We start from the raw sequence: 23,722 nt of genomic DNA on the forward strand, positions 1-23,722 counted from the left end.
ACATGAGCCCGACCACAATGAATACTTTCGATCTGAGCGGCAAGGTCGCCATCGTGACCGGCAGCAACACCGGCCTCGGCGCCGGCATGGCGGTCGCGCTCGCCGCGGCCGGCTGCGACATCGTCGGCGTCAGCCGCGCGGACGCGGGCGCGACCGCCGCGCGCGTCGAGGCGCTCGGACGTCGCTTCGCCGACGTGCGCGCCGATCTCGCGTCGACCTCATCGGTCGACGACATCGTGCGCGCCGCGGTCGAAGCATTTGGCCGCATCGACGTGCTGGTCAACAACGCGGGCATCATCCGCCGCGAAGATGCGCTCGAGTTCGGCGAAGACGACTGGGACGCGGTGATGGACGTGAACCTGAAGAGCCTTTTCTTTCTGTCGCAGGCCGCTGCGCGTCAGTTCGTGCGGCAGCAAGGCGGCGGCAAGATCATCAACGTCGCGTCGATGCTGTCGTTCCAGGGCGGTATTCGCGTCGCGTCGTACACCGCGTCGAAAAGCGGCGTGCTCGGCCTCACCCGGCTGCTCGCCAACGAATGGGCCGCGCGGGGCATCAACGTGAACGCGATCGCGCCCGGCTATATGGCGACCGCGAACACCGCCGCGTTGCGCGACGACGCGCAGCGCAACGAAGAAATTCTCGGGCGCATTCCGGCCGGCCGCTGGGGCGTACCCGACGATCTCGCGGGGCCGGTGGTTTTTCTCGCCTCGTCGGCGTCGGACTACGTGCATGGGCATACACTGGCGGTGGATGGCGGCTGGCTCGCGCGCTAGCGACAGCACGAGTTCGCCACCAGCGCGCGCGACGCGCTATGCTCTCGCGCCGGGTGAGCATCGGCTCGATGCGACAGCGGCGCGGCTTGGCTCAGACAGGGAATGATCGACATGGCGGCAACGGGAACAGACAGGAACGCGGCGAGAAACACGGCGAGAAGCACTGCGCGCGACAAAGCGCTCGATAAGGCGCTGGATGCGGACAGCGGTGAGCGAGGCGAATCGGCGTCGTCGATCGGGCGCGTGTTCGCGATTCTCGGCGCGATCGGCGACACCGGGCAGATCGGCATCAGCGAGTTGTCGCAACGGCTCGGCATGTCGAAGACGACCGTGCATCGCGTGATTCAAACACTGAAGGCGCTCGGCTACGTGACTCAGGAAGTCGAAACCGAGCGCTATCGGCTGACGATCCGCCTGTTCGAGCTCGGCGCGAAAGCGCTCGAAAGCGTCGATCTGGTGCGCGAGGCCGACGTCGACATGCGCCGCATCGGCCAGATGACGCGCGAAGCGGTACATCTCGGCGCATTCGACGAGGACGCGATCATCTACATCCACAAGATCGATGCCGACTACGGGCTGCGCATGCAGTCGCGAATCGGCCGGCGCAATCCGCTGCATAGCACGGCGATCGGCAAGGTGCTGCTCGCATGGATGGACCCGGCCGATGCGCGTGACGTGCTCTCGCACATCGAATTCCGCAAGTCGACGCAAAAAACCTTGACCTGCGCCGAAGCGGTGCTGAGCATCCTGCCGCACGTACGCGAGCAGGGCTACGGCGAGGACAACGAGGAGCAGGAAGAAGGCCTGCAATGTATCGCGGTGCCGGTGTTCGACCGCTTCGGCCGCGTGATCGCCGGTCTGTCGATTTCGTTTCCGACGATGCGCTGCGGCGCCGACACGAAGCAGCATTACGTCGCGCTGCTCAAAGAAGCCGGTCTCGCGATTTCGGCGCGGCTCGGCTATCGCGAAGCGACCGCCCAGGAGCCCGCGGCCGCGCAGTAAGACAGCCTGATGACGCTACAGGTGTGGCGTCATTTCCTCGTGCTCGCACGAACGCATGGCGAGTCCGATGACCAGTCTGCAACCGAATGTATCTGCGCGGCATAGATAAGGCGAAATTCCATTCGCTTCTTTTTTCACCAATCGATGCGCCGAACCTTCGCTCCGCATCCATGCATCGCCTGCGCTTCAATGCGGTTTTTTTCATAGCCTCTTCAAGGGTTTGCCCGCACGCCTGACCATCGCCCGGCATTTCGACATCTGATCCCCGGCGCTTTCCCTCTCCGTTCATCGCACTCGCATGAACATATCGATGCGACCTCCAATCGACACTTCCTGTTACACACAAACACATCGGTAATCGCGCCGCTCAGTAGAGTTCGGTTCAAACGAAAGCGGTTTAGATGAAACGCTTCGCACGACAGGCACTCGCATCACAGATTTCAGGGAGCAACATCATGAAAAAAATTCTCGCATTGGTCATTCTCGCCGCCACGCTCGGCGGCGCGTTGAGCGGCTGTATCGTCGTCCCTGGCGGCGATCATCCGCATCACGACCACTACTACGAACGCTATTGATCGCGCCATCACGCGCAGTAGGTGCGCGTCCGGCTCGCCACTCCATCGCAGACATCCACACAACAGAGAACAATCATGAGTCTTTCACGCAACCGCTTGATATCGTTGAGCGTCATCGCGGGTCTCGCGATCGGCGCATCGACGGCCGCTTTCGCGCACGTCGATGTCGGCGTGAATATCGGTGTGCCGGGCATCGCGGTCGCGCCCGCCGTGGTCGAGGCTCCGCCGCCCCCGCCGGTCTATGTGCAGCCCGCGCCCGTGTATGCGCCTCCGCCGCCGCCCGCGGTCGTGATCGCGCCGGGCTGGTACGGCGATCGTTACTACGATGGTCGTCGCTATTGGGAGCGTCGCGAGTGGGAACATCACCACGACGAATGGCGCGATGCACGCGGCCCGCATCGCGACTGGCACGACAACGACTGGCACGACAACGGCTGGCACGACAACGGCTGGCACGGTCACGGGCATGACCATTGATGGAAGCCAGGTGGCGTTAATCGCGCCACCATGCCGCGCTTGCATTCGCGCCACCCCTTTGACAGGAGCGACGACGTGCTACGCAATGATCCGAGACGAGTAAGCGCGCAGGTCGACGGTGCGCAGATCTGCGCCGAATACAGCGAGCTGACCGGCCAGCTGTGCCTGCGCCAGGACGGCACGCTGGTGCGCGAATGGTTTCCACCGCATTCGTGGATAGCGATCGCGTCGGTGGCCGGCGCGCGCCACTGGGGCACGCGGCCGACCGACGACGAATTGCTCGCGCTGCTGCACAACGAAATGGCGTTGCTGCGCGCGACCTGAGCGGTCGCGCATTGTTCGAGCGTAGCGGCACGCCCGACGCCGGACTTCACTCGATCGCTATCGCGCCGACGTTGTCATCGACCGACGCGTGATCGAGCGGCTCGCGCCGCATCATCAGCACCACCCCGCCCGCCGCGATCACGGCCGGCACCGCGAGCAGGCTAAACACCGCGCCGAACTGCCAGCCGAGCCCCATCAACGCCGCGCCGACGAACGCGCCCGCCACGCCGCCGACCCGGCCGATTCCCAGCATCCACGCCACGCCCGTCGCGCGCGCCCGGGTCGGGTAGAAACTCGCCGCGAGCGCCGACATCGACGTCACCGCGCTGGTCGCGACCGTACCGGTCAGGAAGATCAGCGTGCCGAGCCAGACCTGATGGCCGACGCCCCGCCCGACCAGCAGCACGAGCGCACCGACGAGCACATAGGTGAACGCGATCACGCGATGGCCGGCGAAGCGATCCATCACCCAGCCGACGCACAGATTGCCGAGGATGCCGCCGAGCGGAAACAACGACGTCATCAACGCGGCCTTTTCGCCGGAGAAGCCGGTGTCCTTGAACAGCGTCGGCAGCCAGTTGGTCAGCAGGTAGTAAATCAGCAGCCCCATGAAATAGGCGAGCCACAGCATCAGCGTGCCGAAACGGTAGCGCGCCGACAGGATGATCGCGAGCGCCCACTGCGAGCGCGAGTCGGCGCCATTGCGGCGCACGTCGACCGCGAAGAAGCGGCATCCGTCGAAGCGGTCGTGAGGCGCGATGCGTTGCAGGATTCGCGCGATCCGTTGATCGGCCCGCTTGCGCACCGCGAGGAATTGCGCCGATTCCGGCAGTAGCAGAATCAGCAGCACGCTCAGCACGAGCGGGCCGATGCCGCCCGCGACCAGCACGCTCGGCCAGCCGAGATTCGGAATCAGCCATGCGGACGCAAAGCCACCGAGCGCGAGCCCGCCCGAAAAACCGCAGAACATCGCATTGACCGCGACCGCGCGAATCCGCGCGGGTGCGTACTCGGACATCAGCGTGACCGCGTTGGGCATCGCCGCGCCGAGACCGAGGCCGGTGAAAAAACGCAGCACGGTCAACGATTCGATCGACGTCGCGCGGGACGCCGCGAGACTCCACAGCCCGAAGAAGAACACCGACAGCACCAGCACCGTCTTGCGTCCGATGCGGTCCGCGAACGGGCCGGCCGCGAGCGCGCCGATGCCGAGTCCGACCAGCGCCGCGCTCATCACCGGGCCGAGCGCGCTGCGCGCGATGCCCCACTGCTGCACGAGCGACGGCGCGATAAAGCCGACCGCGGCGGTGTCGAAACCATCGGCCGCGACGACCAGAAAACACAGCACCAGAATCGTCCACTGAAACGGCGAGAAACGCTGTCCGTCGATGAAGGCCTGCACATCTACACTGCGTTCGGAGCGGCTCATGTGCGTGCTCCTTTCTGCTTGGTCATTGCTATGTCTCCTTGAGATGAAGAGATATTTTCTTGTCGTTCGAATTGCCTGGTCACCTGCCGCGCCGTCGGCGTGCGAGCCGCCATCGACGCTTAGGACCGGGCCCGTGATATGGCTGGCCGCGTCCGACATGAGAAAGCCGTTCACGTTGGCGATTGCTTCGGGATGCGCGAGGCGTTGGATCGGCGTGCGCTTCTCTGGATCATGCCGCGCGGACGATATTCGGCCGCGTCTTCGATGGAAAAAAGTATAGCCACGCGCTTCGGGACGAAATTGGACAAAGGCAGCGCATCGCAGGACAATTCGAACATAGGAGACCAAACTGCATGAGAAATATCCCTAACTATGATCTGTACGGAGAGTCCGCGCGGCCGCCGTGGTACGACGCATTCAATTTCGAATGGATCGTCGAGCGCAGTCGGCCGAACGACTGGCATATCTCCGCGCACCGGCACGATGCGTTGCTGCAGATTCTCTATATCCGCAGCGGTTCGGGCTACGTGCTGATCGAGAGCGAAAAGCTCACGATCAAAGCGCCATGCCTGATCCTGCTTCCGGCGCAAACGGTGCATGGTTTCGTGTTTTCGCCGGAGATCGACGGGCTCGTGATTACCGCCGCACAGCGCGCGTTGGAGACGATTTCGAAAGCGGTGTCGCCGGGCCTCATGCCGGTGCTGCAACGGCCCGCGCTGATTCCCGTGCGGCCGGCCATCGGCGAGCGCACGTTGATGCCGTTGTTCGGTTTGCTGGAGCAGGAATTTCGGGGCAGCGCGCGCGGCCATATCGCCGCGGGCATGTCGCTGATGATTGCACTTTTTGTGCAGGTCGCGCGTCTGACCGATGCCCCGTTAAGCGCGGGTGCGACCGTCAACGACCGGCGCGCCGCGCAGATCAAACGGCTACGCGAACTGATCGCCGCGCATGTGCGCGAGCATCTGCCAATCGATTTTTACGCGGGAAAGTTGGGGGTGACCGCGGCGCAACTGGGCCGCATCTGTCGTGAGGAGCTTGGCCATTCGCCGCTGTCGCTCGTCAACGACCAGTTGATACGCGAGGCGCAACGCGATCTGGTGTACTCGGGTTCGAGTATCAAACAGATCGCGCATGCGCTCGGTTTCGAAGACGCGGCCTATTTCAGCCGCTATTTCCGCAAGCAGACCGGTGTCACGCCCAAGGAGTTTCAGGCGGCCGCGCATCGGGATCTGTCGATCAATTAGCGATCCCGATGATCGCGCGGTGCTTGCAGTGGCATTTACAGATTCGCCTGCATCTGCGCGCCGGCGGCGCCTACGTAGTTCTCCGCCAGTACCGTCGCGGCCGTGCGCGACGTCGTCACGTACTCGAGCTCGGCAACCTGCAACTGCTGCTCGAACGCCGAAGCGCCTTCGATACGGTGCAGCATGCTGGTCATCCAGTACGAGAAGTGCTCGGCGCGCCAGATGCGCTTGAGCGCGGTTTCGCTATAACGGTCGAGCAGATCGGTGCGGTTTTCCTTGTAGAACGCGTCGAGCGCCTTGCTGAGCACGTTCACGTCCGCGACCGCGAGGTTCAGGCCCTTCGCGCCGGTCGGCGGCACGATATGCGCGGCGTCGCCTGCAAGGAACAGGCGGCCGTATTGCATCGTCGTCGACACGAAGCTGCGCATACCGACGATATTCTTCTGGAAGATCTTGCCGTCGATGAGCTTATGGCCCTCGTCCGAATCGGCGCGCGCATGCAGTTCCGCCCAGATGCGATCGTCGGACCAATTGTCGACCGAGTCCTTCGGATCGCACTGGAAATACATCCGCTGCACGTTCGGCGAGCGCGTGCTGATCAGCGCGAAGCCGCGCTCGTGGCGTGCGTAGATCAGTTCGTCCGACGACGGCGGGCCTTCGCACAGAATGCCGAACCAGCCAAACGGATAGACGCGCTCGAAATCCTTGCGCAGCGCCTGCGGAATTGCCTGGCGCGACACGCCTTGCGAGCCGTCGCAGCCGATTACGAAGTCGCATTGCAGTTCGTGCTCCGCGCCTTCGTGGCGATAGCGGATCGACGGCTTATCGGTATCGATGCCGTGCACCGACGTATCCGACACGCCGAAACGCAGTTCGGCGCCCGCGGCGACACGCGCCGCGACCAGATCCTTGATCACTTCGTGCTGGGCATAAACCGTGATCGCCTGACCGGTGAGATCGGTCAGATCGATGCGGCGGCGCTTGCCGTCGAACGCGAGTTCGAAACCGTGATGCAGCGCGCCTTCGGCTTTCATGCGTTCGCCGACGCCGGTTTGCGTCAGCAGGTCCATCGTGCCCTGTTCGAGCACGCCGGCGCGGATCGTCGATTCGATCTGATCGCGGGTGCGCGTTTCGAGCACGACCGAATCGATACCGCGCAGATGAAGCAGATGGGAAAGAAACAGGCCGGCAGGCCCTGCACCGATGATGCCAACTTGGGTGCGCATAGACGTCTCCTGAATGCGGTGATGAAATTTGCGCTCAGTGTGACGATCGTGACACCTATCCGGCAATGCGATATGGCGGATAGGCCGTATCGCATTGCGCGATAGAAGGTGTGAGGCAGGAGCCGGTGCAGTGTCGTTGTATCGGCCGCAAACGCAAGAGTGACGGTGCTTTCCGGCGATTTGGACGACACTCGGCTCGTTCTGCCGGCGTGGCGTCCACTCAGGTAAACCCCGATCCGCTAAACGAGCTTCGACTAGCCGAGAAACAGCCGATAGACCGGATTTCTCGTTTCTTCCCAGCACGGATAGCCGAGCGTTTCGATGAAGCGCTCGAATGCCGCGTGGTCGCTTTCGGGCACCTGAATGCCGACCAGAATCGAGCTGTAGTCCGCACCCTGGTTGCGATAGTGGAACAGGCTGATGTTCCAGTTCGGCGCCATCGACGACAGGAATTTCATCAGCGCGCCCGGACGCTCGGGAAACTCGAAGCGGAACAGTCGCTCGTCGCGCGCAAGCGGCGATCGGCCGCCGACCATGTAGCGGATGTGCTGCTTCGACAGTTCGTCGAAGGTCAGGTCGACGGTCGCAAAGCCGTGCGCTTCGAATGCGCCGGCGATCTGCGCCGGTTCGCTGCGGTTGCGGATCTGCACGCCCACGAAGATATGCGCCGAGTTCGCGTCGGCGATCCGGTAGTTGAATTCGGTGACGCTGCGCGTGCCGACCAGTTCGCAGAAACGCCTGAAGCTGCCGCGCTCTTCGGGGATCGTCACGGCGAAAACCGCCTCGCGCGCTTCGCCCACTTCAGCGCGTTCGGCGACGAAGCGCATGCGGTCGAAGTTCATGTTCGCGCCCGACGTGATCGCGATCAGCGTCTGGTTCTCGATGCCTTCCCGTTCGGCGTACTGCTTCGCGCCCGCCACCGCGAGCGAGCCCGCCGGTTCGAGCACGCTGCGCGTGTCCTGGAACACGTCCTTGATCGCCGCGCACAGCGCATCGGTGTTCACGAGCAGCACTTCATCGAGATATTCGCTGCACAGGCGGAAGGTTTCCTCGCCGACGAGCTTCACCGCGGTGCCGTCCGAGAACAGGCCCACTTCGTTCAGCGTCACGCGCTCGCCCGCCTTCAGCGACGCGGCCATCGCGCACGAATCATCGGTCTGCACGCCGATCACCTTGATCTCCGGGCGCACCGATTTCACGTATGCGGCGACACCGGCCGCGAGACCGCCGCCGCCGATCGGCACGAAGATCGCGTGAATCGGCCCCTGGTGCTGGCTGAGGATTTCCATCGCCACCGTGCCCTGGCCGGCGATCACGTACGGATCATCGAACGGATGCACGAAGGTCAGGCCGCGCTCCTCCTGCAGCTTGACCGCGTGACCGTAGGCGTCGCTATACGATTCGCCGAACTGCACGACCTCGACGGTCGGCCCGCCATGCGTGCGGATCGCGTCGACCTTGACCTGCGGGGTCGTCACCGGCACGACGATGATCGCCTTCACGCCCATGCGTGCCGCCGACAACGCGACGCCCTGCGCATGATTGCCGGCCGACGCGGTGATCACGCCGCGGCTGAGCGCCTCGGCCGGAATATGCGCCATCTTGTTGTACGCGCCGCGCAGCTTGAACGAGAACACCGGCTGGTTGTCCTCGCGCTTCAGATAGACCGGATTGCGCAGCCGCGCCGACAGGTTCGGCGCGCGTTCGAGTTCGGTCTCGCGTGCCACGTCGTAGACGCGCGCGGTCAGGGTCTTTTTCAGGTAGTCATGAGACGGCGCGACGCGCCCGGCCGCTGCGGCGGCCTGTTCGAGTTCGGTTAACAGCACGGCAAGCTCCTGGGTGGCAACGTTCGATGCAACAACGAATCAACCGCGATCGACATCAGTCGATGGCAATCGCAGCATGTTCGCCAGGAGGCAGGTAGAGAATGAACCTGAAAGCGGACATAAAAAAACCCGCCTCGTTTGGCGGGTTATGTGTCACTGCAAGTCGACGCGCGCTAACCCACCATTCTATGAATGATGCTAATAATCAGCGCAATACGGATGTCGAGGCAGTTCATGCCGGCGATCTTCGTCGACTTGGCAGGCTTTGTCAATCTCCGCGGACCACGGTTCCGGCCAGAACGGAGCAGCAAAAAAACGGGGCGCGCCGTCAAGCGCGCCCCGCTGATACAGCCAACGCCGCAAATCAATCGCGCACGCTGCTCTGCTTCTTGAATGCCGCGAGAATGCGTCGCTCCAGCGCGTTGTAATCGCGGCCGAAGTGATGGTCGCCGGAGGTGCGGATGACTTCTACACCGCTCTCGTCGAGCGCCGGACACAGCGTGTCGGTCTCGCTCTCGCCATAAAAGCATTGAACGATCGACGGCGGCACATGCGTCAACTCGGGCCGCACGTTCAGCGCCTTGTCGCTCGCGGGCATGCCGAGCCAGCCGCCGACACGGATCTGGAAGTCGGCGTCGGGCGCGAAGCCGAGCAGCGACATCAGCGACACCTTATCGCGCTGCGCCTGCGGCAGACGGTTATACGCGAACGGCATCACATCGGCGCCGAACGAGTAGCCGATCAGCGCAACGTGCTGCGCGTGCCAGCGCTCGCCATAGGTTTGCATCACGCGCGCGAGATCGCGGCTCGTTTGCGCAGGCGGCTTCTCGCTCCAGAAATAACGCAGGCTGTCCCAGCCGACCACCGACACGCCATCTTTCTGCAACGCCTGCGCGATCGTCTTATCGAGATCGCGCCAGCCGCCATCGCCGGAAATCACGATCGCCATCAGGCCATTCGGATGCGCGGCCGGCAACTCGATCAGCGGCAGGTCGGAGACGTCGTCGGCACTCGTCGAGACTGGCTGCAGATGCGGCGTCAGCAAAGCGACCAGACGCGCGCGATCGGCGTTGCCCGTGCTCGCCGTTTCGACGAAGCCCGGCACCTTGTCGCGGATCACGGTCGGGTCGGGCGGACACGGTTCGAAGCGCGCGTCGAGCGTGCGGTCGGCGTCGACCGACACCGCGCCCGCGATCGTATTGGACGGCGCCTGCTCGAGCACGTGCATCGCCAGCGTTGCGCCCTGCCCCGTACCCGCGACGATCGGCGCGAAGTAGCGGCTCGACTGCGATTGTCGTTCGAGCTGATGGCTAAGCGCCTCGGCATCGCCCACCAGTTGATGGCAGGTTTCCTTTTTCGCGGCAAGGTTGGCCTCGTAGCGCGCGGTATCGACGCCGACCGTCATTGCGCCCGCTTTCGCGAGCGCATCGGCGCTCTGCTGATCGGCCGCGCTCCAGCCGCTCGCCTGCGAATACAGTACGACGAAGCCGCGCAGCGGCCCCTCGGGCTGCGTGACGCGCACGTCGCCATAGCGGCCGCCCGGTACGGTGGTGGTGACCGCGTGCGCGAGCGCGCCGCAACTCAGAACGCTCGCCGCGACGGCGAGCCGGAACAACGGATGCAATGTCATGAACGCCGGCCTCCTGCCAGCAGCGACAGGTCCGCGAGCGTGAAGAACACGCCCGAACCGGATGCCGCGAGATAACGCGGCTCCCAGCGCGGCTGGAACTTGCTCTTGAAAGCACGCAGTCCGCGGAAGTTATAGAAGCGGCCGCCGAAGCGCCACACGATGCCGGCCAGCCGATGCCAGCGCGACGCGAGCGGAGTCGGCTGCACGCCGGAGAGCGGCGCAATGCCGAGACTGAGCGAGCGGAAGCCCGCCTGCTTCAGATGCAGCGCGAGCTGCGTGAACAGATATTCCATCGCGTACGGCGACGCGCTTTCGACGTGACGCATCACGCCGACGGTCGCCTCGGTATTCATATCGGTCGTCATGAAGGTGACGAACGCGACCGGTTCGCCGTTCTGGCGCACCAGCATCACCGACTGCGCGGCGAGGTATTCGTCGTGGAAAGCGGCGACCGAGAAACTCTTCTCGCGTGCATCGTGGCTGCCGAGCCAGCCATCGGAAATGCCGCGCAGCGTTTCGAGCGACGCCGGCACACGCGCCTGATCGATCACTTCGACGCTAAAGCCGTCGCGCTCGCCGCGCTTCAACGCATAGCGCAGATGCGCGCGGTGCGAGCCCTTCAGATCGAAGTCGTCGAGCACGACGTGCGCTTCCTCGCCGAGCTTCATCAGCGTGAGACCGGCGTCGAGATATAGCGGCAGTGCATTCGCGCGCACCTGATAGAACGCGGCGCGGCCGCCGTGCGCATGCGCGAGCGCGACGAACTTTTTGATGAGACCCGCCCACTCTTCGCGCGGCCCCACCGGATCGTGCAACGCGGCCCACGTGCGGCCGTATTTCGCGTACATCAGGAACGCCTCGCGCGATTCCGAAAACAGGAAGCTCTTGTCGCCCATCAACGCGAGACCGGCATCGCTGCGTTCCTGCGCGCGCACGATGCGGGCGGCGTCGAGCAGATCTTCGGGCGCCGGCTTCACGAAGCGGCCCGGCGCCGGACGCAGCAATTGCCAGAACGAGAACGTCGCGGCGAACACGCTCGCGGCGAGCGTCGCGCGCAGCGCGCGCGGCGCGCGCTCGTCGAACGCGAATTGCCACCACAGGTCGCGCGTGTACGGCACGTCACGGAAAGCGAACAGCATGACCCACGTCGCGAACATCAGCACCATCGCGATCGACACGAGCCAGCCGGCCGTGAAACGCTCGGCGAACAGCGACGAATGACGGTTGAAACGCTTGCGCGTCGCGAGCAGCAGCACGATCAGCATGCCGAGCACACCAGCTTCGACGAATGCGAGACCCTTGGTCAGCGACAGCGCAAGGCTCAGCAATGCGAGCGCGAGCGTCATCCACCATGCCGCATCGAGCCGCCGCAGCAGCCCACGCGCGACGAACAACAGCAGCACGCCGAGCACGCTGCACAGCATCGCCGAGCTTTCGAGCACCCACAGCGGTACCACGTCGCGCAGCACATGAATGCGCTGCCAGAACGCCGGCGTCGCGCTCGAGATGACCAGCATGCCGCCGACCACGAACGTAACGAGGCTCAGAAACAGCGGCGCGAGTTCCGACACGCGCTGCGCCTGCAGCATCGACAGACGGTTCTTCAGCGCGCGCCCCTCGAAGCCCGCGAGCAGCGCCGCGGAGACGATCAGCGGCACGCCGAAATAGATCGCGCGATACGCGAGCAGCGCGGCGACCATCTGATGCATCGGCACGCTGCCGCTCAGCGTGAACACCATCGCCGCCTCGAACACGCCGACCCCGCCAGGCGTATGGCCGATCAGGCCGAGCAGCATCGCGGCCGCATAGACGGTAATGAAGCCGATGAAGCTCACGTTCGCATGCGGCAGCAATGCCCACAGCGCGAGACCTGCGGCGACCACGTCGAGCACCGCCAGCGCGACCTGCGCGAGCAGATCACGGCGCGCGGGAATATCGAACGAGAGCCACTGCCAGCGCGTGCGAATCGGCCGCGTTTCGCGGCGGCACGCGGCGGCGGCGAGCGCCAGCGCGATCAGCAGCGCAGCGCCGCTCCAGCGCAGCGCGACCGGCGACAGATGCAGCATCGGCGCGAGCTGTGCGGCCATGCCGAGCATGCCCAGCGCGGTCATCAATACCAGGGCGAGTGCGAGCGACACGCTCGTGAACACGGTCATGCGGCCGATCTGCGCGGGCGTGATGTTCGCGACGCCGTACACGCGCGCGCGCACCGCTCCGCCCGTCAGCGCGCCGAAACCGGTCGCATTGCCGAGCGCCGAGCCGGCCGTCGCGCCGACCCACAGCGCCGCGCGCGGCACCCTCGCGCCGAGATAGCGCAGGCCGACCGCGTCGCGCCCGACCAGCGCGACGTAGCTAAGCGCGGTCGCGCCGAGCGCGCCGATCCACTCACGCGGCGACAACTCGCGCAGTTCGCGCATCACCGAACGGTAATTCACCGCCTCCGACAGATGCTGCAGCACGACCAGCAGCAGCCCGCAAATCACGAGCGCGAGCACGGGCGACAGAAGTCCCCGGCTGCCAAGCACTTTCGCTGCACGGCCGGGCAGCGCGCGCAGGCGCTCGAAGCTGTGTTGAAGTCGGTGGAACATGGTCAATGCGGGCCTTGCGAGAGCGGTCGCGGCGACGGGTGCGTCACGCGCGGTATCGCCTGTGGCGGCGATTACAAAGTGATAACGGCAAAACGTGCAAAAGGTTGACAGCAATAGCAATTTTGCTGTCGATTCACCTACGCGTCGCGCGTCAAAAGCGCGCGAGCGATATCTGGAAGGGAAACGGCGATGGCGGGCCAGAACTGGCCCGACGGGAGGGCTACTCTTTGGGGACGGGTGACAACGGCGCCGATGACGCTCTTAACGCGCCCTGCCTGGCGGGGCCAGAAAGCACAATGCCCGCTACACGAGCGGGCATCGACACGGTTGGCGGGTCTTGCGCGGCCCGCGCGCGCAATGCGCGCTTATTGCGGGCGACGATACGCTTCGGCGATCACCGCGCAGTTCTGCAGATGCAGGTTCAGCGCATGCAGCGCCAGCGCACGCAGCTTGCCGAAGAACGTGGTGGCGGCGGGGGTGGAACGGACGACAGTCGATGCGGTGTTCATAGCGGCTCCTGACTAAGGGTTTTTACCTAAGCAATAACCCGATTATAGCCATCTCGTGCCGCAGCGCAACAAAAATCAATATTTATTGGCGGTATCGCACCGCCGCCGTCGCGTGTCGGATACAGAAACTGTAAAGGGTCGGCATCGGCCGCGCAGGTATTAACAATCCGCACCGTACAGGTGCAATAATGCCCCCTTTGCCTGCGACGCTTCGCCGCAGCCTCGCCGCCATGACAGTCGCCCAGACTCAGAAAGCACTGATTGCGCCCCTTATCGTCGCGTGCGCGATGTTCATGGAAAGCGTCGACGCCAACGTGATCGTCACCGCGCTGCCGGCCATGGCGCGCGATTTCGCCCGCGACCCGGTCACGCTGAAAATCGCGGTCACGAGCTACGCGCTCGGGCTCGGCGTGTTCATCCCGGTCTGCGGCTGGCTCGCCGACAAGTTCGGCGCCCGCACGGTGTTCCGCACGGCGATCGGCATCTTCGTCACGGGCTCGCTGTTGTGCGCGGCGTCGAACTCGCTCGCCACTTTCACGGTTGCGCGTTTCATTCAGGGCGTCGGCGGCGCGATGATGGTGCCGGTCGGGCGAATCATCATCTTTCGCGTGGTGGAAAAAGCCGACTTCATCCGCGCGATGAATTATCTGAGTGTGCCCGCGATGCTCGGCCCCGCTGCCGGTCCGCTGCTCGGCGGCTTCATCACCACGTATCTGCACTGGCGTCTGATCTTCTTCATCAACGTGCCGATCGGCATTCTCGGCATTTATCTGACCAATCGCTATATCGCCAATACGCGTGAACCGGACCCCGGCCCGCTCGACTGGATCGGCTTCCTGCTGTCGGCGGCGGGCGCGGTGCTGCTGCTGCTCGGTTTGTCGCTGGTCGGCGGCGAACTGATTTCGAATACCGACGCGTTCGGCATGTGCGCGCTCGGCGCGATGCTGCTCGCGATCTACGTCGTGTACGCGCAGCGCGTCGCGCTGCCGCTGCTCGACTTGCGCTTTTTCAAGGTGCCGACTTTCCAGGCGAGCGTGCTCGGCGGCTCGCTGTTTCGCATCGGTCTCGGCGCGCTGCCGTTCCTGCTGCCGCTGCTGCTGCAGGAAGGCCACGGCATGAGCGCGTTCCAATCGGGGCTGATCACCTGCGCGTCCGCGTTCGGCGGCATGTTCATGCGCACGATCGCCTCCACCGTGCTGCGCCGCTTCGGCTTTCGCCAGGTGCTCGTGTTCAACGCGGCGCTATCGGGCATTTCGATCGCCGCGTGCGGACTCTTTTTCCCGCACACGCCGACGTGGATCATCTGGGTCGTCGTGCTGCTCGGCGGCTTCTTCCCTGCACTGCAATTCACCAGCCTCAATTCGCTCACCTACGCGGAGATTGCGAGCCGCGACGTCGGCCGCGCGACGAGTCTCGGCAGCGTCGTGCAGCAGATGTCGCTCGGTCTCGGCGTGACGGTCGGCGGGATCGTGCTGCAGATTTCGCGCGCGCTGCATGGACATCCGAGCATCACCTGGTCGGATTTCTGGCCCGCGTTTCTGGTGGTCGGGCTGTGCTCGTTCGCGTCGATTCCGGTCACGCTGCGCTTGCCGCGCGGCGCGGGCTCGGAGATTTCGCGAGGCGGGCGCGGCTGAGCCGCGCGTCGAGCCCTTACAGCCCGCCCGCACAAACGCCCCGCCCTTCCCGCGTTCGGGCGCTCATTCGCGCTTGCGTATCACGCTCACCTCGCCATTGCGTTCGAGGATCGCGGCGGCCACGTTGTCCATCGAGCGCGAGCCGATTTTCTGCCGCACGCTTTCCTCGATGTCGGTGCGCGTGATGAGCGCCGCGTGCATTTCGTTCGCCTGGAACTTGCCGTCGCTGAACACCTCGCGCTCGACGCCGCACACCAGCAGCTCGAAGCGGCGCGAACGTATGAACGCCCACGCGAGCACCCGGTGACACACGACGATCACCAGCGACGCGACCACGGTCGCGATGAACGGCGACGCCCCGACAATCGCGCGGCTCAGCATCGCGCCGAGCAGAATCACGACGACCAGATCGAACGGCGTGCGCTGACCGAACGAGCGCCGCCCCGATACGCGAATCAGCACGATCGCGATCACGAACACGACGATCGAGCGCAGCCCCATCTGCAACGGGTCGAGCTCCCTGCCCTGGCCGAATAGAACGAAAAACGCGTCCATCATGTTCGTCCTCCCCGCGGCGTATTGCCGTGCCAATGCTCCGGTATCCGGATGGTTGCGAGCGAGACCAGCTCGCGGCGCAGCGCCATCGCTCAGGCCAGCACGCCATCCGTCGCCCATGCAATGAGCGTATCGCCGAAACCGCCGCGCGCGCGGGCCGCGGTACGCGCGCTCGTGGTCACGCGCGGCGCGGCGCTCCACGCGATGCGCGCGCCCGTCGCGATCAGGCGATCGACGAGCGCAACGTCCTCGCTGCACTTGAGCGGCGGAAAGCCGCCCGCGCGCCGATAGGCTTGCGCGGATACGCCGAGATTCGCGCCGTGCACGTGACGATGTCCGTCGGCGTCGATATAGGTCTTGCGAAAATATTCGCGCACGCTGTGCGGATGCGCGCTCCAGTCGTCGACGGCGATCGAGCCGCACACCGCATCGGCGCCGAGCGCCAATTGCGCAGCGAGCCAATCCGGGGACACGCGGCTGTCGGCATCGGTAAACGCGAGCCAGCGCGCGCCGAGCGCGAGCAGCAGCGACGCGCCCAGCGCCCGTGCGATCCCGACGTTGCGCGCCTTCAGCGTCAGCGTCTGCACGCCGTAAGCCCGAGCGATCGCTCCGCTGAAATCGCTGCACGCGTCGAGCGCGACGACGATCCGCACCTCTTCGCCGGCGAGCGCTTCATGTCGCGACGCTTCGAGCAAGGCCGCGAGGCACCCCGCGATCAACGCCTCTTCGTTATGCGCCGGGACGATCACGCCGATCATAGAAGCCCCTCTCGCTGCGCGACCGAACGTGCGTCGCGCGACCACACGTCGATCAGCAAGTCGGCTTCGTCGTGATGCGCGAGACGTGCGAGGCCGCAGCGCGCATCGAATAGCGCGTGCGCGCGGTCGGCCGATTCGCGCGCTTCGGCGAACGGCCGGCGCCAATGGCAGGCGAGCAGCGTGCCATCGGTCGTCAGCGAGCCCGCGATGCGCGCGGCCAGCGTTTCGAGCTCGGCCGCGTCGAGGTAGTACGCAAACTCGCTGATCACGATCAGATCGAACGGCCCGTGCTCCGTCGGCCATTCGCACGGCACGCTGCGCTGTTGGATCCGCACGTTCGATGCACCCGCGACGCGTTCGCGCGCGAGCTCGACGGCGCGCGGGTGCAGATCGGCAGCGAGCAGCGCGTCGCAGCGCGTCGCGAGCCCGGCCGTCAACTCGCCGTTCGCGCAGCCCGGTTCGAAGCCGTTGCGATAGCGCGGCCGCGGCAGCAGCGCGAGCGTCAGCGAACGCTTGCGGCGTTCGTACCAGCCTTCGCGCAAACGCCACGGATCGTCGCTGCGTCGGTAAAGTTCATCGAAGTACGGCATCGGCGAGCTCATCGTACCGATCCTCCAAAGGAGGGAGAGTAAAGGTCATAGCGTCCACGATGTGAGTGTTTGCGACGACGCGTGATCCGATGCCGGCACTGCGGTCGTGTCAGCGCACGCAACGAGCCGTTCGCCAAGCGCGGCGAGATCGCGTTCCGCGTGGCTTTGCCGCAGAAACACTGGCAGGTCGGCGAGCGCTCGCGCGAAGCGCGCGTCGCGGCACACCGGACCCGCGCCAAGCGCGCGCGTCGCATGATCGATGACGGCGCTCGCGGCCTGCTCGACGGCCAGACGCGCGCGCAACACGCGCGTCTGCGCATCATCCGAAGGTCGCGCGTCGATCCACGCGGCGGTTTCACGCAACACCGCGGCGGCCGACCGCAACGCGACATCGGTCGCGCCGAGATGAGCCAGCCGATGCGCATCCGCGCGCCGCGCGCACGCGTCGCGCAGCGTGCGGCCGATCTGCGCGGCCGCGCCGTACCAGCAGGCGGCGATACCGGCGCCGCCATGCCAGAAGCCCGCGCGCCGCAGATATTCATGCGGCGCGCCGACGAGCGTCGCCACGGTGTCGTTGAACGTCACATCGGCGCTCGCGGTCGCCTTCATGCCGACGGCCTGCCACTTCGATGTGTCGATCGAGATCGAGCTGTGGTCCAGCGCGACGGCCGCGAGCACCGGCTCGTCATCGCGCCATGCGGTCACGAGCGCATGGGTGAGCGCCTGCGCGCCGGAGCACCAGGCTTTGGTGCCGGACATTTGCACCTGAGCGCCCTCGCCGGAAACGTTCTGGATTCCTTGATTGATTGCTCGCACTCGCGCGTCCGGCGCTTCGGCTGCCCACACGCCCCAGCGGCTTCCCGGCGGCGGCAGCGGACCGTTCAGCTCGGCGAGAATCGCGAGCGCATCGGTATGGCCTTCGAACAGTTTGACGAGACCGAGGTCGCACGCGGCAACGGCGGCCAGCGCGCGCCAGCGCACCAGCGTCTCGCCATGCCCCGGCAACGGCAAGCTCGGCGCGCGATCGTAGCCGCGCTCGATAAGATCAGCGAGCAGTGCTCCGAGAGCAGCGGGATCGTTCGCATCGAAGCGCGCGTCGCGCAGGAAATCGTCGAGCGGCGGTGCGCAGCCGCCGTGTTGATTCGAGATCTGCCGTGACTGGGCCTTGAAGCTGGCCGCGTGGTCGCGCGTATCGAGCATCGTGCCTCCCTGCACCGTTTCGATCCGCGGCCCGCCGAGCGGCGGCGGACCGGAACGTATGCAGAGTCGGAGCAAACATCATGCCCCGGCTGACGAGGCGGCCGCGCAGCGAAAAAGCGCCTACGTCCCCCCGCTTCCGCTCAGTCGACCATCGGCCTTCGTGAGCAATGCGTCGAGGACCGTCATCTCGACCGGCTTCACCAGGTGCGCATGGAAACCCGCGTTGCGAGTGCGATCGAGATCGCTCGCATGACCGAAGCCCGTCATCGCCGCGTACATCGTGCGAGCCATCTCGGGCAGCGCGCGCAACGCCGCGAGCGTCGCATAGCCATCCATCTTCGGCATCGCTAGATCGATCAGCGCGAGATGCGGCGAGAAGCGCGGCGCGACCTGCAGCGCCTGCTCGCCCTCGTAGGCGATACGCACCTCGTGGCCCTTCAGTTCGAGCAGCATCGCGAGGCTGTCGGCCGAATCGCGATTGTCGTCGATGAGCAGAATCCGCAGCGGCTGCACGTGGGGCGCGGCACTGATCGCGCCGTTCTCCGCGGTGTCGGACTGCGCGGAGAGCGGTAGACTCAGAGTGAACGTGCTGCCGAGCCCCGGTCCTTCGCTGCTCGCGACGATGCTGCCACCATGCATTTCGACGAGCGACTTGCACAGCGTCAGGCCGATCCCAAGACCGCCTTCGCCGAAGCTTTGCCCTTCCTTCTCCTGCGCGAATAGCTCGAAGATCTTGTCGAGCGAGCGCACCGGAATACCGCAGCCGGCGTCGCGCACTTCGAGCACCGCCATGCGAAAGTCGACCCGTCCACGCATCTCGATCACGCTGCCGTGCGGCGAAAATTTCGACGCGTTGTGCAGCAGGTTTTGCAGCACCTGCACGAGCCGCGTCATGTCGCCGCGAATGCTCACGGGGGCGTCGGTGACCTGCGCGACCACGCGCTGCTCGCGCGAGTCGGTGAACGGCCGCGCCGCTTCGATCGCGCGCGTGACGAGCTCGGTGAGGTCGACGCGCGCAATCCGCAGTTCGACCTTGTCGGACATGATGCGGCCGATATCGAGCAGATCGTCGACGAGTCGCGTCAGGTGCGTGACCTGGCGATCGATCAGATCGCGCGCACGCGCGACCACCGGGCTCAGATTGGCTTCCATCTGCATCGTGCCGACCGCGTTGCGCACCGGCGCAAGCGGATTACGCAGTTCGTGCGCAAGCGTCGCGAGAAATTCGCGCATGCGCTCACCGGAGCGCTCGAGCTCCTCGCGCCGGCGCCGCTCGGTCAGATCCCGCGTGACCTTGGCAAAGCCGCGCAAGCGTCGGGATTCGTCATAGACGGCCGTGATGATCACGTTGGCCCAGAACGTCGAGCCGTCCTTGCGCACGCGCCAGCCTTCGTCTTCGACGGCGCCGATCTGCCGCGCGATCGCGAGTTCGCGCGCGGGCTTGCCGGCCGCGGCCTCCTCGGGAACATAAAACTGCGAGAAGTGCCGACCGACGATTTCATCGTGCGTATAACCCTTGATGCGCGCGGCGCCCGAGTTCCAGCTGACGACGAAGCCTTGTGGATCGAGCATGAAGATCGCGTAGTCCTTCACGCTATCGACGAGCAGACGGAAGCGCTCCTCGCTCTGGCGCAGCGCTTCGAGATATTCGCGCTGCGCGGTCAGATCGCGCGTGATCTTCGCGAAGCCGGTGACCTCGCCCTGCCCGTTGCGTATCGCGGTGATCACGACGTTCGACCAGAACGTCGTGCCGTCCTTGCGCACGCGCCAGTCCTCGTTCTCGAAGCGGCCTGTGTGCGCCGCCTGTTCGAGCTCGTAGCCTGGGCAGCCGCGCGCGACGGCTTCCTCGGTATAGAAGCGCGAGAAATGCTGGCCGACGATCTCGTTTTCCGTGTAGCCCTTCAGCTTCTGCGCGCCGGCGTTCCAGCTCACGACGTGGCCTTTAGCGTCGAGCAGAAAGATCGCGTAGTCCGAGATCGCCTGCACGAGCGACCAATAATCGACGCCGACGAGCGCCGAGGGCGCGGCCTCGGCCTGCACTCGAGCGGGCTCGCCGTGGACGCGGAGAGTAGAAGCATCAAGCTGGGTCATGGCGGACACGTAATTGGAATTGTTGTGTACAGCAAATCTCGCGCCTGGCCGGCGCCGAAGCCTTCGCGCAAACGGTTGCGCGGCCCTCGCATGGGCCGGGATACCTCGCGAAGAGCGCTCGGGCGCCGGCTCATCAGGCGCAAAGCTTATAACGGCGGGCCCCGCGATTGCTAGCCGGTCATCACTGAAAGCGTCGCCGCCCGGCGGTTTCGGCTTTCGGTTTCACCCTTCGATAGCAAAAACAGGAGTGTCAATTGAAAAAGGTATTCACGACTTTCGCCATGAACTTCGCGGCCCCGTGTGCCCTCGCCGCGGCATTAAGCTTCGCATCCAGCGTCGCGCAGGCCGAAGGCTGCGCCAAAGGCGCGGTCGTGGGCGGGGTGACCGGCCACGTTGCCGGACATCATGGGACGGCGGGTGCGGCCGCGGGCTGCGCGATCGGCCACCATGAGGCGAAGAAGAAAGAGAAGGCCGCGAGCGCCGCGGCCGCCGCGAGTCAGCCCGCTGGAAAATGATGCCAATGGCCGGTCCGGCTCGACATCGCTGCGCTTGCGCGCACGCCGTCAACCGGCCGCGCCGATCTTTTCCGCGAGCTTCGTGTCGTAGCTCGAATGGACATGCACGCGTTTCTTGTCGGGATACGCGTATGCGTAGGCCTTGCGCAGCGCGAGCGACGCCTCGTGAAAGCCTGACAGGATCAGCTTCTGCTTGTTCGGATAGTTCGCGATGTCGCCGACGGCGAAGATGCCCGGCCGCGAGCTTTCGTAGTTCGAGGTATCGACATCGATACGCCCGCCGTGAATCTTCAGTCCCCACTGCGCGATCGGGCCGAGATCCGCGACGAGTCCATACAGCGCGATCAGGTGTTCGGCTTCGAGCTGGGTCTCGCCGTGGATCTGCCGCAGCGTCAGCGCACGCAGCGCGCCGTCTTCTACCTCGAGCGCCGCGATCGCGCCGATGATGAAGTCCATCTCACCCGCCTCGACCGCGCGCCGCATCAGCTCGACGCTGGAATCTGCCGCGCTGAAGCCAGCGCGCCGATGCACGAGGGTCACCCGCCGCGCGACCTTGCGCAACGCCAGCGCCCAGTCGAGCGCCGAATCGCCGCCGCCCGCGACGACCACGTTCTTGTCGGCGAAATCGGCGAGGCGCGCCACGCTGTAGTGCACGTAGCGCTTTTCCAGCGGCACGGCCTCGGGGAGCCCGAGCTTTTGTGGGACGAACGCGCCATTGCCGGCGGCGAGCAGGATCGCCGCGACGTCGAACACGAGGCCGCGCTGGGTGCGCACGGTCCAGCGGCCGTCGTCGCGTTGCTCGACCGTGTCGACGCGCTGTTCGAGATGAATCGGCACATCGAACGGCTTGCATTGCGCGACCAGTCGCTCGACCAGTTCGCGCGAAGTGCATGACGGAATCGCGGGAATATCGTAGATCGGCTTGTCGGGATACAGCTCGATGCACTGGCCCCCGACCCTTCCGAGTATGTCGACGATCTGGCAGGTGAGGCCGATCACACCGGCCTCGAATGCCGCGAACAGACCCACGGGACCGGCGCCGACGATCAGGACATCGGTGCGGATCGGCGAGGTGGACACAGAGGACGGGTCGGCGGCAACGGTCATGAGGCAGGTCTCCGGGTCACGGTGAAAGGCGCAAAGCAAGCGTCGATGACTCACATTACCGAATCGGCCCGCACGCGGCAACGATGCCATCGTCGGCGGTAAGGATGCTACGCGGGCCCGCTCAATGCACGAAAGTGGCTACCTGAAAATATCTGGAATCGGCCATTTTGATGATCCAGATGACGGACTAAGCTAACACCTGTCCGATCCATCGCAGCGTCCCATCAGCCCAGGAGCCCATCATGGAACAACGTCTCGACTTCTACAAAGCCAACCCCGCCGCGATCAAAGCGCTGCTCGGCGTCGAAGAGCGCATCGGCAAGTCGGCGCTCGAAAAATCGCTGACCGAACTGGTGCGGCTGCGCGCGTCGCAGATCAACGGCTGCGCGTATTGCGTCGACATGCATACGAGCGACGCGCGCAAGGGCGGCGAAACCGAGCGGCGTCTCGCGACCGTCGTCGTGTGGCGCGAAACGCCGTTCTTTACGGACCGCGAACGCGCGGCGCTCGAGTGGACCGAAGCGGTGACGCTGGTGTCGCACGATCACGTGCCCGACGCGGTATGGCAGGCGGTGCGCCCGCACTTCAGCGACGAGGAACTGGTCGACCTGACACTGCTCATCTCGGCGATCAATGCCTGGAACCGCTTCGCGATTTCGTTCCGGAAGATGCCGGCCTGAGTGGTGAATGAGTGGCGGCATAAGCGGCGGCATGAGGTGATGCACTGCCCGCCTCACTCGCCGATCCACGACCCGCGCAGATCGCTGTCATGCAGCAACTGCAGCAGCGTGCCGGCCGGGCGGCTCAAGCGCTTCGCCGCCAGCGCAATGAATTCCACCGACGGCAACGTCGGCAACCCGGCCGCATTCAACGGCGGCGCGAGCCCGCGTGCGGCCAGATACTGCGGCCGCACGGTGATGCCGAGTCCGCCGCGCGCAGCCGCGATACAGCCGGAATGACTGCTGCTCGTGCAGACGATCTGCCAGCTCGCGCCGGCTTCGGCGAGCGCATCGAGCACGACCGCGCGCGTCACGCTCGGCTCGGCGACCAGAATCAGCGGCAGCGGCTGGCTCAGATCGACGAGCGTGCCGGTTCGCGCGAGCCATTCCAGCCGCCCGGTGAAAAGCGGCACGCCGCGCCGGTCGCCGAGCCGGCGCTTGCCGACCAGCAGATCGATCGCACCCGCGTCGAGCAGCTCGTAGAGCCTGCCGGTCATGCCGATCGTGATTTCGAGCTCGACGTCGGGATGCGCATTGCGAAACGCCGCCAGCACGGTGGGCAGCGGGCCGAGCGCGATGTCGTCCGAAGAGCCGAGCCGCACGCGCCCCTTCAGACGCGGCGCGCGAAATTGCGACTCCGCGCGCGATAACGCCTGCAGGATCACGCTTGCATGCGCGAGCATCGCTTCGCCGTCGGGCGTCATCGCGAGCGAATGGGTGTCGCGCACGAACAGGCGCCGGCCCACGCTCTGTTCGAGGCGCCGGATATGTTCGCTGACGCTCGACTGCGTCAGGTCGAGCCGCCGCCCCGCCTCGGTGAAGCTATGGCAGGCTGCGACGGTCGAGAAGGTCTTCAGCCAGATCGGATTGAGCATGCGTGATTGTCGCGCTGCTTATCGGCATTGTCGATAACAGTCAGCGAGCTTAGTGGGGTTCCCGATTGACGGGGA

21 protein-coding genes and 1 pseudogene are annotated in these 23,722 nt (G+C 65.3%); 8 read left to right on the plus strand and 14 right to left on the minus strand.

The window, feature by feature from the left end:
* Nucleotides 1-17: 17 nt before the first annotated feature.
* From kduD to AB3X86_RS04095, 4 genes are all read left to right on the plus strand, one after another.
* Nucleotides 18-773, plus strand: coding sequence for a 2-dehydro-3-deoxy-D-gluconate 5-dehydrogenase KduD (kduD, locus tag AB3X86_RS04080; RefSeq protein ID WP_368595027.1), 756 nt, complete (start codon nucleotides 18-20; stop codon nucleotides 771-773).
* Nucleotides 774-875: 102 nt separating this feature from the next.
* Nucleotides 876-1,775: a DNA-binding transcriptional regulator KdgR gene (gene kdgR / locus AB3X86_RS04085; RefSeq protein WP_368595028.1), complete on the plus strand. Its 900-nt coding sequence runs from the start codon at nucleotides 876-878 to the stop codon at nucleotides 1,773-1,775.
* A gap of 650 nt (nucleotides 1,776-2,425) precedes the next feature.
* Nucleotides 2,426-2,827, plus strand: coding sequence for a hypothetical protein (locus AB3X86_RS04090; RefSeq protein ID WP_368595029.1), 402 nt, complete (start codon nucleotides 2,426-2,428; stop codon nucleotides 2,825-2,827).
* A 75-nt stretch (nucleotides 2,828-2,902) separates the two neighbouring features.
* Entirely contained in the window at nucleotides 2,903-3,151 is a 249-nt protein-coding gene (locus AB3X86_RS04095) for a hypothetical protein (RefSeq protein ID WP_176384842.1), read from the plus strand.
* Between the two features lie 46 nt (nucleotides 3,152-3,197).
* Here AB3X86_RS04095 and AB3X86_RS04100 read toward each other — a convergent pair whose 3' ends face one another.
* Together AB3X86_RS04100 and AB3X86_RS04105 are read right to left on the minus strand one after the other, a co-directional pair.
* Nucleotides 3,198-4,580 carry an MFS transporter gene (locus AB3X86_RS04100; RefSeq protein ID WP_368595398.1) on the minus strand — a complete coding sequence of 461 codons (1,383 nt, stop codon included), beginning with the start codon at nucleotides 4,578-4,580 and terminating at the stop codon, nucleotides 3,198-3,200.
* Between the two features lie 159 nt (nucleotides 4,581-4,739).
* Nucleotides 4,740-4,928, minus strand: a pseudogene (locus tag AB3X86_RS04105) (hypothetical protein); the annotation flags it as partial.
* Nucleotides 4,929-4,933: 5 nt separating this feature from the next.
* Between AB3X86_RS04105 and AB3X86_RS04110 the strand changes: the two are divergent.
* The gene (locus tag AB3X86_RS04110; RefSeq protein WP_368595030.1) at nucleotides 4,934-5,824 is read left to right on the plus strand and encodes a helix-turn-helix domain-containing protein; all 891 of its coding nucleotides are present in this window, start codon (nucleotides 4,934-4,936) and stop codon (nucleotides 5,822-5,824) included.
* 35 nt (nucleotides 5,825-5,859) lie between these two features.
* Here the strand turns inward: AB3X86_RS04110 and AB3X86_RS04115 are convergent, their stop codons facing one another.
* The 5 genes from AB3X86_RS04115 to AB3X86_RS04135 all read right to left on the minus strand — a co-directional run bounded on the left by AB3X86_RS04115 (nucleotide 5,860) and on the right by AB3X86_RS04135 (nucleotide 13,603).
* Nucleotides 5,860-7,050, minus strand: coding sequence for a 4-hydroxybenzoate 3-monooxygenase (locus AB3X86_RS04115; protein ID WP_176108393.1), 1,191 nt, complete (start codon nucleotides 7,048-7,050; stop codon nucleotides 5,860-5,862).
* A gap of 254 nt (nucleotides 7,051-7,304) precedes the next feature.
* Nucleotides 7,305-8,876, minus strand: coding sequence for a threonine ammonia-lyase, biosynthetic (gene ilvA / locus AB3X86_RS04120; RefSeq protein ID WP_368595031.1), 1,572 nt, complete (start codon nucleotides 8,874-8,876; stop codon nucleotides 7,305-7,307).
* A gap of 364 nt (nucleotides 8,877-9,240) precedes the next feature.
* On the minus strand, nucleotides 9,241-10,506 hold the full coding sequence (locus tag AB3X86_RS04125) for a virulence factor family protein (protein ID WP_368595032.1): 1,266 nt from the start codon (nucleotides 10,504-10,506) through the stop codon (nucleotides 9,241-9,243).
* Nucleotides 10,503-13,094: a bifunctional lysylphosphatidylglycerol flippase/synthetase MprF gene (gene mprF / locus AB3X86_RS04130; protein ID WP_368595033.1), complete on the minus strand. Its 2,592-nt coding sequence runs from the start codon at nucleotides 13,092-13,094 to the stop codon at nucleotides 10,503-10,505. The genes AB3X86_RS04125 and mprF overlap by 4 nt, the downstream gene beginning before the upstream one ends.
* 365 nt (nucleotides 13,095-13,459) lie before the next feature.
* Nucleotides 13,460-13,603 (minus strand): hypothetical protein, encoded by a 144-nt coding sequence (locus AB3X86_RS04135; protein WP_013089588.1) that lies wholly within the window; start codon nucleotides 13,601-13,603, stop codon nucleotides 13,460-13,462.
* Nucleotides 13,604-13,833: 230 nt separating this feature from the next.
* Here AB3X86_RS04135 and AB3X86_RS04140 point away from each other — a divergent pair, with 230 nt between their 5' ends.
* Nucleotides 13,834-15,237, plus strand: coding sequence for an MFS transporter (locus AB3X86_RS04140; RefSeq protein WP_368595034.1), 1,404 nt, complete (start codon nucleotides 13,834-13,836; stop codon nucleotides 15,235-15,237).
* Between the two features lie 63 nt (nucleotides 15,238-15,300).
* Here AB3X86_RS04140 and AB3X86_RS04145 read toward each other — a convergent pair whose 3' ends face one another.
* The 5 genes from AB3X86_RS04145 to AB3X86_RS04165 form a co-directional block, all read right to left on the minus strand.
* Nucleotides 15,301-15,795 carry a DUF421 domain-containing protein gene (locus AB3X86_RS04145; protein ID WP_368595035.1) on the minus strand — a complete coding sequence of 165 codons (495 nt, stop codon included), beginning with the start codon at nucleotides 15,793-15,795 and terminating at the stop codon, nucleotides 15,301-15,303.
* A gap of 89 nt (nucleotides 15,796-15,884) precedes the next feature.
* Nucleotides 15,885-16,550 (minus strand): glycosyltransferase family 2 protein, encoded by a 666-nt coding sequence (locus AB3X86_RS04150; RefSeq protein WP_176126246.1) that lies wholly within the window; start codon nucleotides 16,548-16,550, stop codon nucleotides 15,885-15,887.
* Nucleotides 16,547-17,152 carry an SAM-dependent methyltransferase gene (locus AB3X86_RS04155; protein ID WP_176385015.1) on the minus strand — a complete coding sequence of 202 codons (606 nt, stop codon included), beginning with the start codon at nucleotides 17,150-17,152 and terminating at the stop codon, nucleotides 16,547-16,549. The genes AB3X86_RS04150 and AB3X86_RS04155 overlap by 4 nt, the downstream gene beginning before the upstream one ends.
* 33 nt (nucleotides 17,153-17,185) lie before the next feature.
* Nucleotides 17,186-18,340 (minus strand): acyl-CoA dehydrogenase, encoded by a 1,155-nt coding sequence (locus AB3X86_RS04160; protein WP_368595036.1) that lies wholly within the window; start codon nucleotides 18,338-18,340, stop codon nucleotides 17,186-17,188.
* 120 nt (nucleotides 18,341-18,460) lie between these two features.
* Complete coding sequence (locus AB3X86_RS04165; RefSeq protein WP_368595037.1) at nucleotides 18,461-20,431, minus strand: PAS domain S-box protein; 1,971 nt, start codon at nucleotides 20,429-20,431, stop codon at nucleotides 18,461-18,463.
* A gap of 281 nt (nucleotides 20,432-20,712) precedes the next feature.
* Between AB3X86_RS04165 and AB3X86_RS04170 the strand changes: the two genes are divergently transcribed.
* A complete protein-coding gene (locus AB3X86_RS04170) occupies nucleotides 20,713-20,946 on the plus strand; it encodes a hypothetical protein (protein WP_176110575.1) in 234 nt (77 codons plus the stop codon).
* Nucleotides 20,947-20,994: 48 nt separating this feature from the next.
* Here the strand turns inward: AB3X86_RS04170 and AB3X86_RS04175 are convergent, their stop codons facing one another.
* Entirely contained in the window at nucleotides 20,995-22,053 is a 1,059-nt protein-coding gene (locus tag AB3X86_RS04175) for an NAD(P)/FAD-dependent oxidoreductase (protein ID WP_368595038.1), read from the minus strand.
* A gap of 242 nt (nucleotides 22,054-22,295) precedes the next feature.
* Between AB3X86_RS04175 and AB3X86_RS04180 the strand changes: the two genes are divergently transcribed.
* On the plus strand, nucleotides 22,296-22,733 hold the full coding sequence (locus AB3X86_RS04180; protein WP_176126241.1) for a carboxymuconolactone decarboxylase family protein: 438 nt from the start codon (nucleotides 22,296-22,298) through the stop codon (nucleotides 22,731-22,733).
* A gap of 53 nt (nucleotides 22,734-22,786) precedes the next feature.
* On the opposite strand, the gene AB3X86_RS04185 is transcribed toward AB3X86_RS04180, so the two are convergent.
* Nucleotides 22,787-23,647 carry a LysR family transcriptional regulator gene (locus AB3X86_RS04185; RefSeq protein WP_018435610.1) on the minus strand — a complete coding sequence of 287 codons (861 nt, stop codon included), beginning with the start codon at nucleotides 23,645-23,647 and terminating at the stop codon, nucleotides 22,787-22,789.
* Between the last annotated feature and the right edge of the window lie 75 nt (nucleotides 23,648-23,722).

The sequence above is a fragment of the Paraburkholderia sp. BR14374 genome (assembly GCF_040948685.1).
Taxonomy (GTDB): domain Bacteria; phylum Pseudomonadota; class Gammaproteobacteria; order Burkholderiales; family Burkholderiaceae; genus Paraburkholderia; species Paraburkholderia youngii.

Bases quoted from the DNA above. Each gene is read 5' to 3' on its own strand.
- kduD (WP_368595027.1), top strand. From the start codon at position 18: ATGAATACTTTCGATCTGAGCGGCAAGGTCGCCATCGTGACCGGCAGC.
- kdgR (WP_368595028.1), top strand. From the start codon at position 876: ATGATCGACATGGCGGCAACGGGAACAGACAGGAACGCGGCGAGAAAC.
- AB3X86_RS04090 (WP_368595029.1), top strand. From the start codon at position 2,426: ATGAGTCTTTCACGCAACCGCTTGATATCGTTGAGCGTCATCGCGGGT.
- AB3X86_RS04100 (WP_368595398.1), bottom strand. From the start codon at position 4,580: ATGAGCCGCTCCGAACGCAGTGTAGATGTGCAGGCCTTCATCGACGGA.
- AB3X86_RS04110 (WP_368595030.1), top strand. From the start codon at position 4,934: ATGAGAAATATCCCTAACTATGATCTGTACGGAGAGTCCGCGCGGCCG.
- AB3X86_RS04115 (WP_176108393.1), bottom strand. From the start codon at position 7,050: ATGCGCACCCAAGTTGGCATCATCGGTGCAGGGCCTGCCGGCCTGTTT.
- AB3X86_RS04125 (WP_368595032.1), bottom strand. From the start codon at position 10,506: ATGACATTGCATCCGTTGTTCCGGCTCGCCGTCGCGGCGAGCGTTCTG.
- mprF (WP_368595033.1), bottom strand. From the start codon at position 13,094: ATGTTCCACCGACTTCAACACAGCTTCGAGCGCCTGCGCGCGCTGCCC.
- AB3X86_RS04135 (WP_013089588.1), bottom strand. From the start codon at position 13,603: ATGAACACCGCATCGACTGTCGTCCGTTCCACCCCCGCCGCCACCACG.
- AB3X86_RS04140 (WP_368595034.1), top strand. From the start codon at position 13,834: ATGACAGTCGCCCAGACTCAGAAAGCACTGATTGCGCCCCTTATCGTC.
- AB3X86_RS04145 (WP_368595035.1), bottom strand. From the start codon at position 15,795: ATGATGGACGCGTTTTTCGTTCTATTCGGCCAGGGCAGGGAGCTCGAC.
- AB3X86_RS04150 (WP_176126246.1), bottom strand. From the start codon at position 16,550: ATGATCGGCGTGATCGTCCCGGCGCATAACGAAGAGGCGTTGATCGCG.
- AB3X86_RS04155 (WP_176385015.1), bottom strand. From the start codon at position 17,152: ATGAGCTCGCCGATGCCGTACTTCGATGAACTTTACCGACGCAGCGAC.
- AB3X86_RS04160 (WP_368595036.1), bottom strand. From the start codon at position 18,340: ATGCTCGATACGCGCGACCACGCGGCCAGCTTCAAGGCCCAGTCACGG.
- AB3X86_RS04165 (WP_368595037.1), bottom strand. From the start codon at position 20,431: ATGACCCAGCTTGATGCTTCTACTCTCCGCGTCCACGGCGAGCCCGCT.
- AB3X86_RS04170 (WP_176110575.1), top strand. From the start codon at position 20,713: ATGAACTTCGCGGCCCCGTGTGCCCTCGCCGCGGCATTAAGCTTCGCA.
- AB3X86_RS04175 (WP_368595038.1), bottom strand. From the start codon at position 22,053: ATGACCGTTGCCGCCGACCCGTCCTCTGTGTCCACCTCGCCGATCCGC.
- AB3X86_RS04180 (WP_176126241.1), top strand. From the start codon at position 22,296: ATGGAACAACGTCTCGACTTCTACAAAGCCAACCCCGCCGCGATCAAA.
- AB3X86_RS04185 (WP_018435610.1), bottom strand. From the start codon at position 23,647: ATGCTCAATCCGATCTGGCTGAAGACCTTCTCGACCGTCGCAGCCTGC.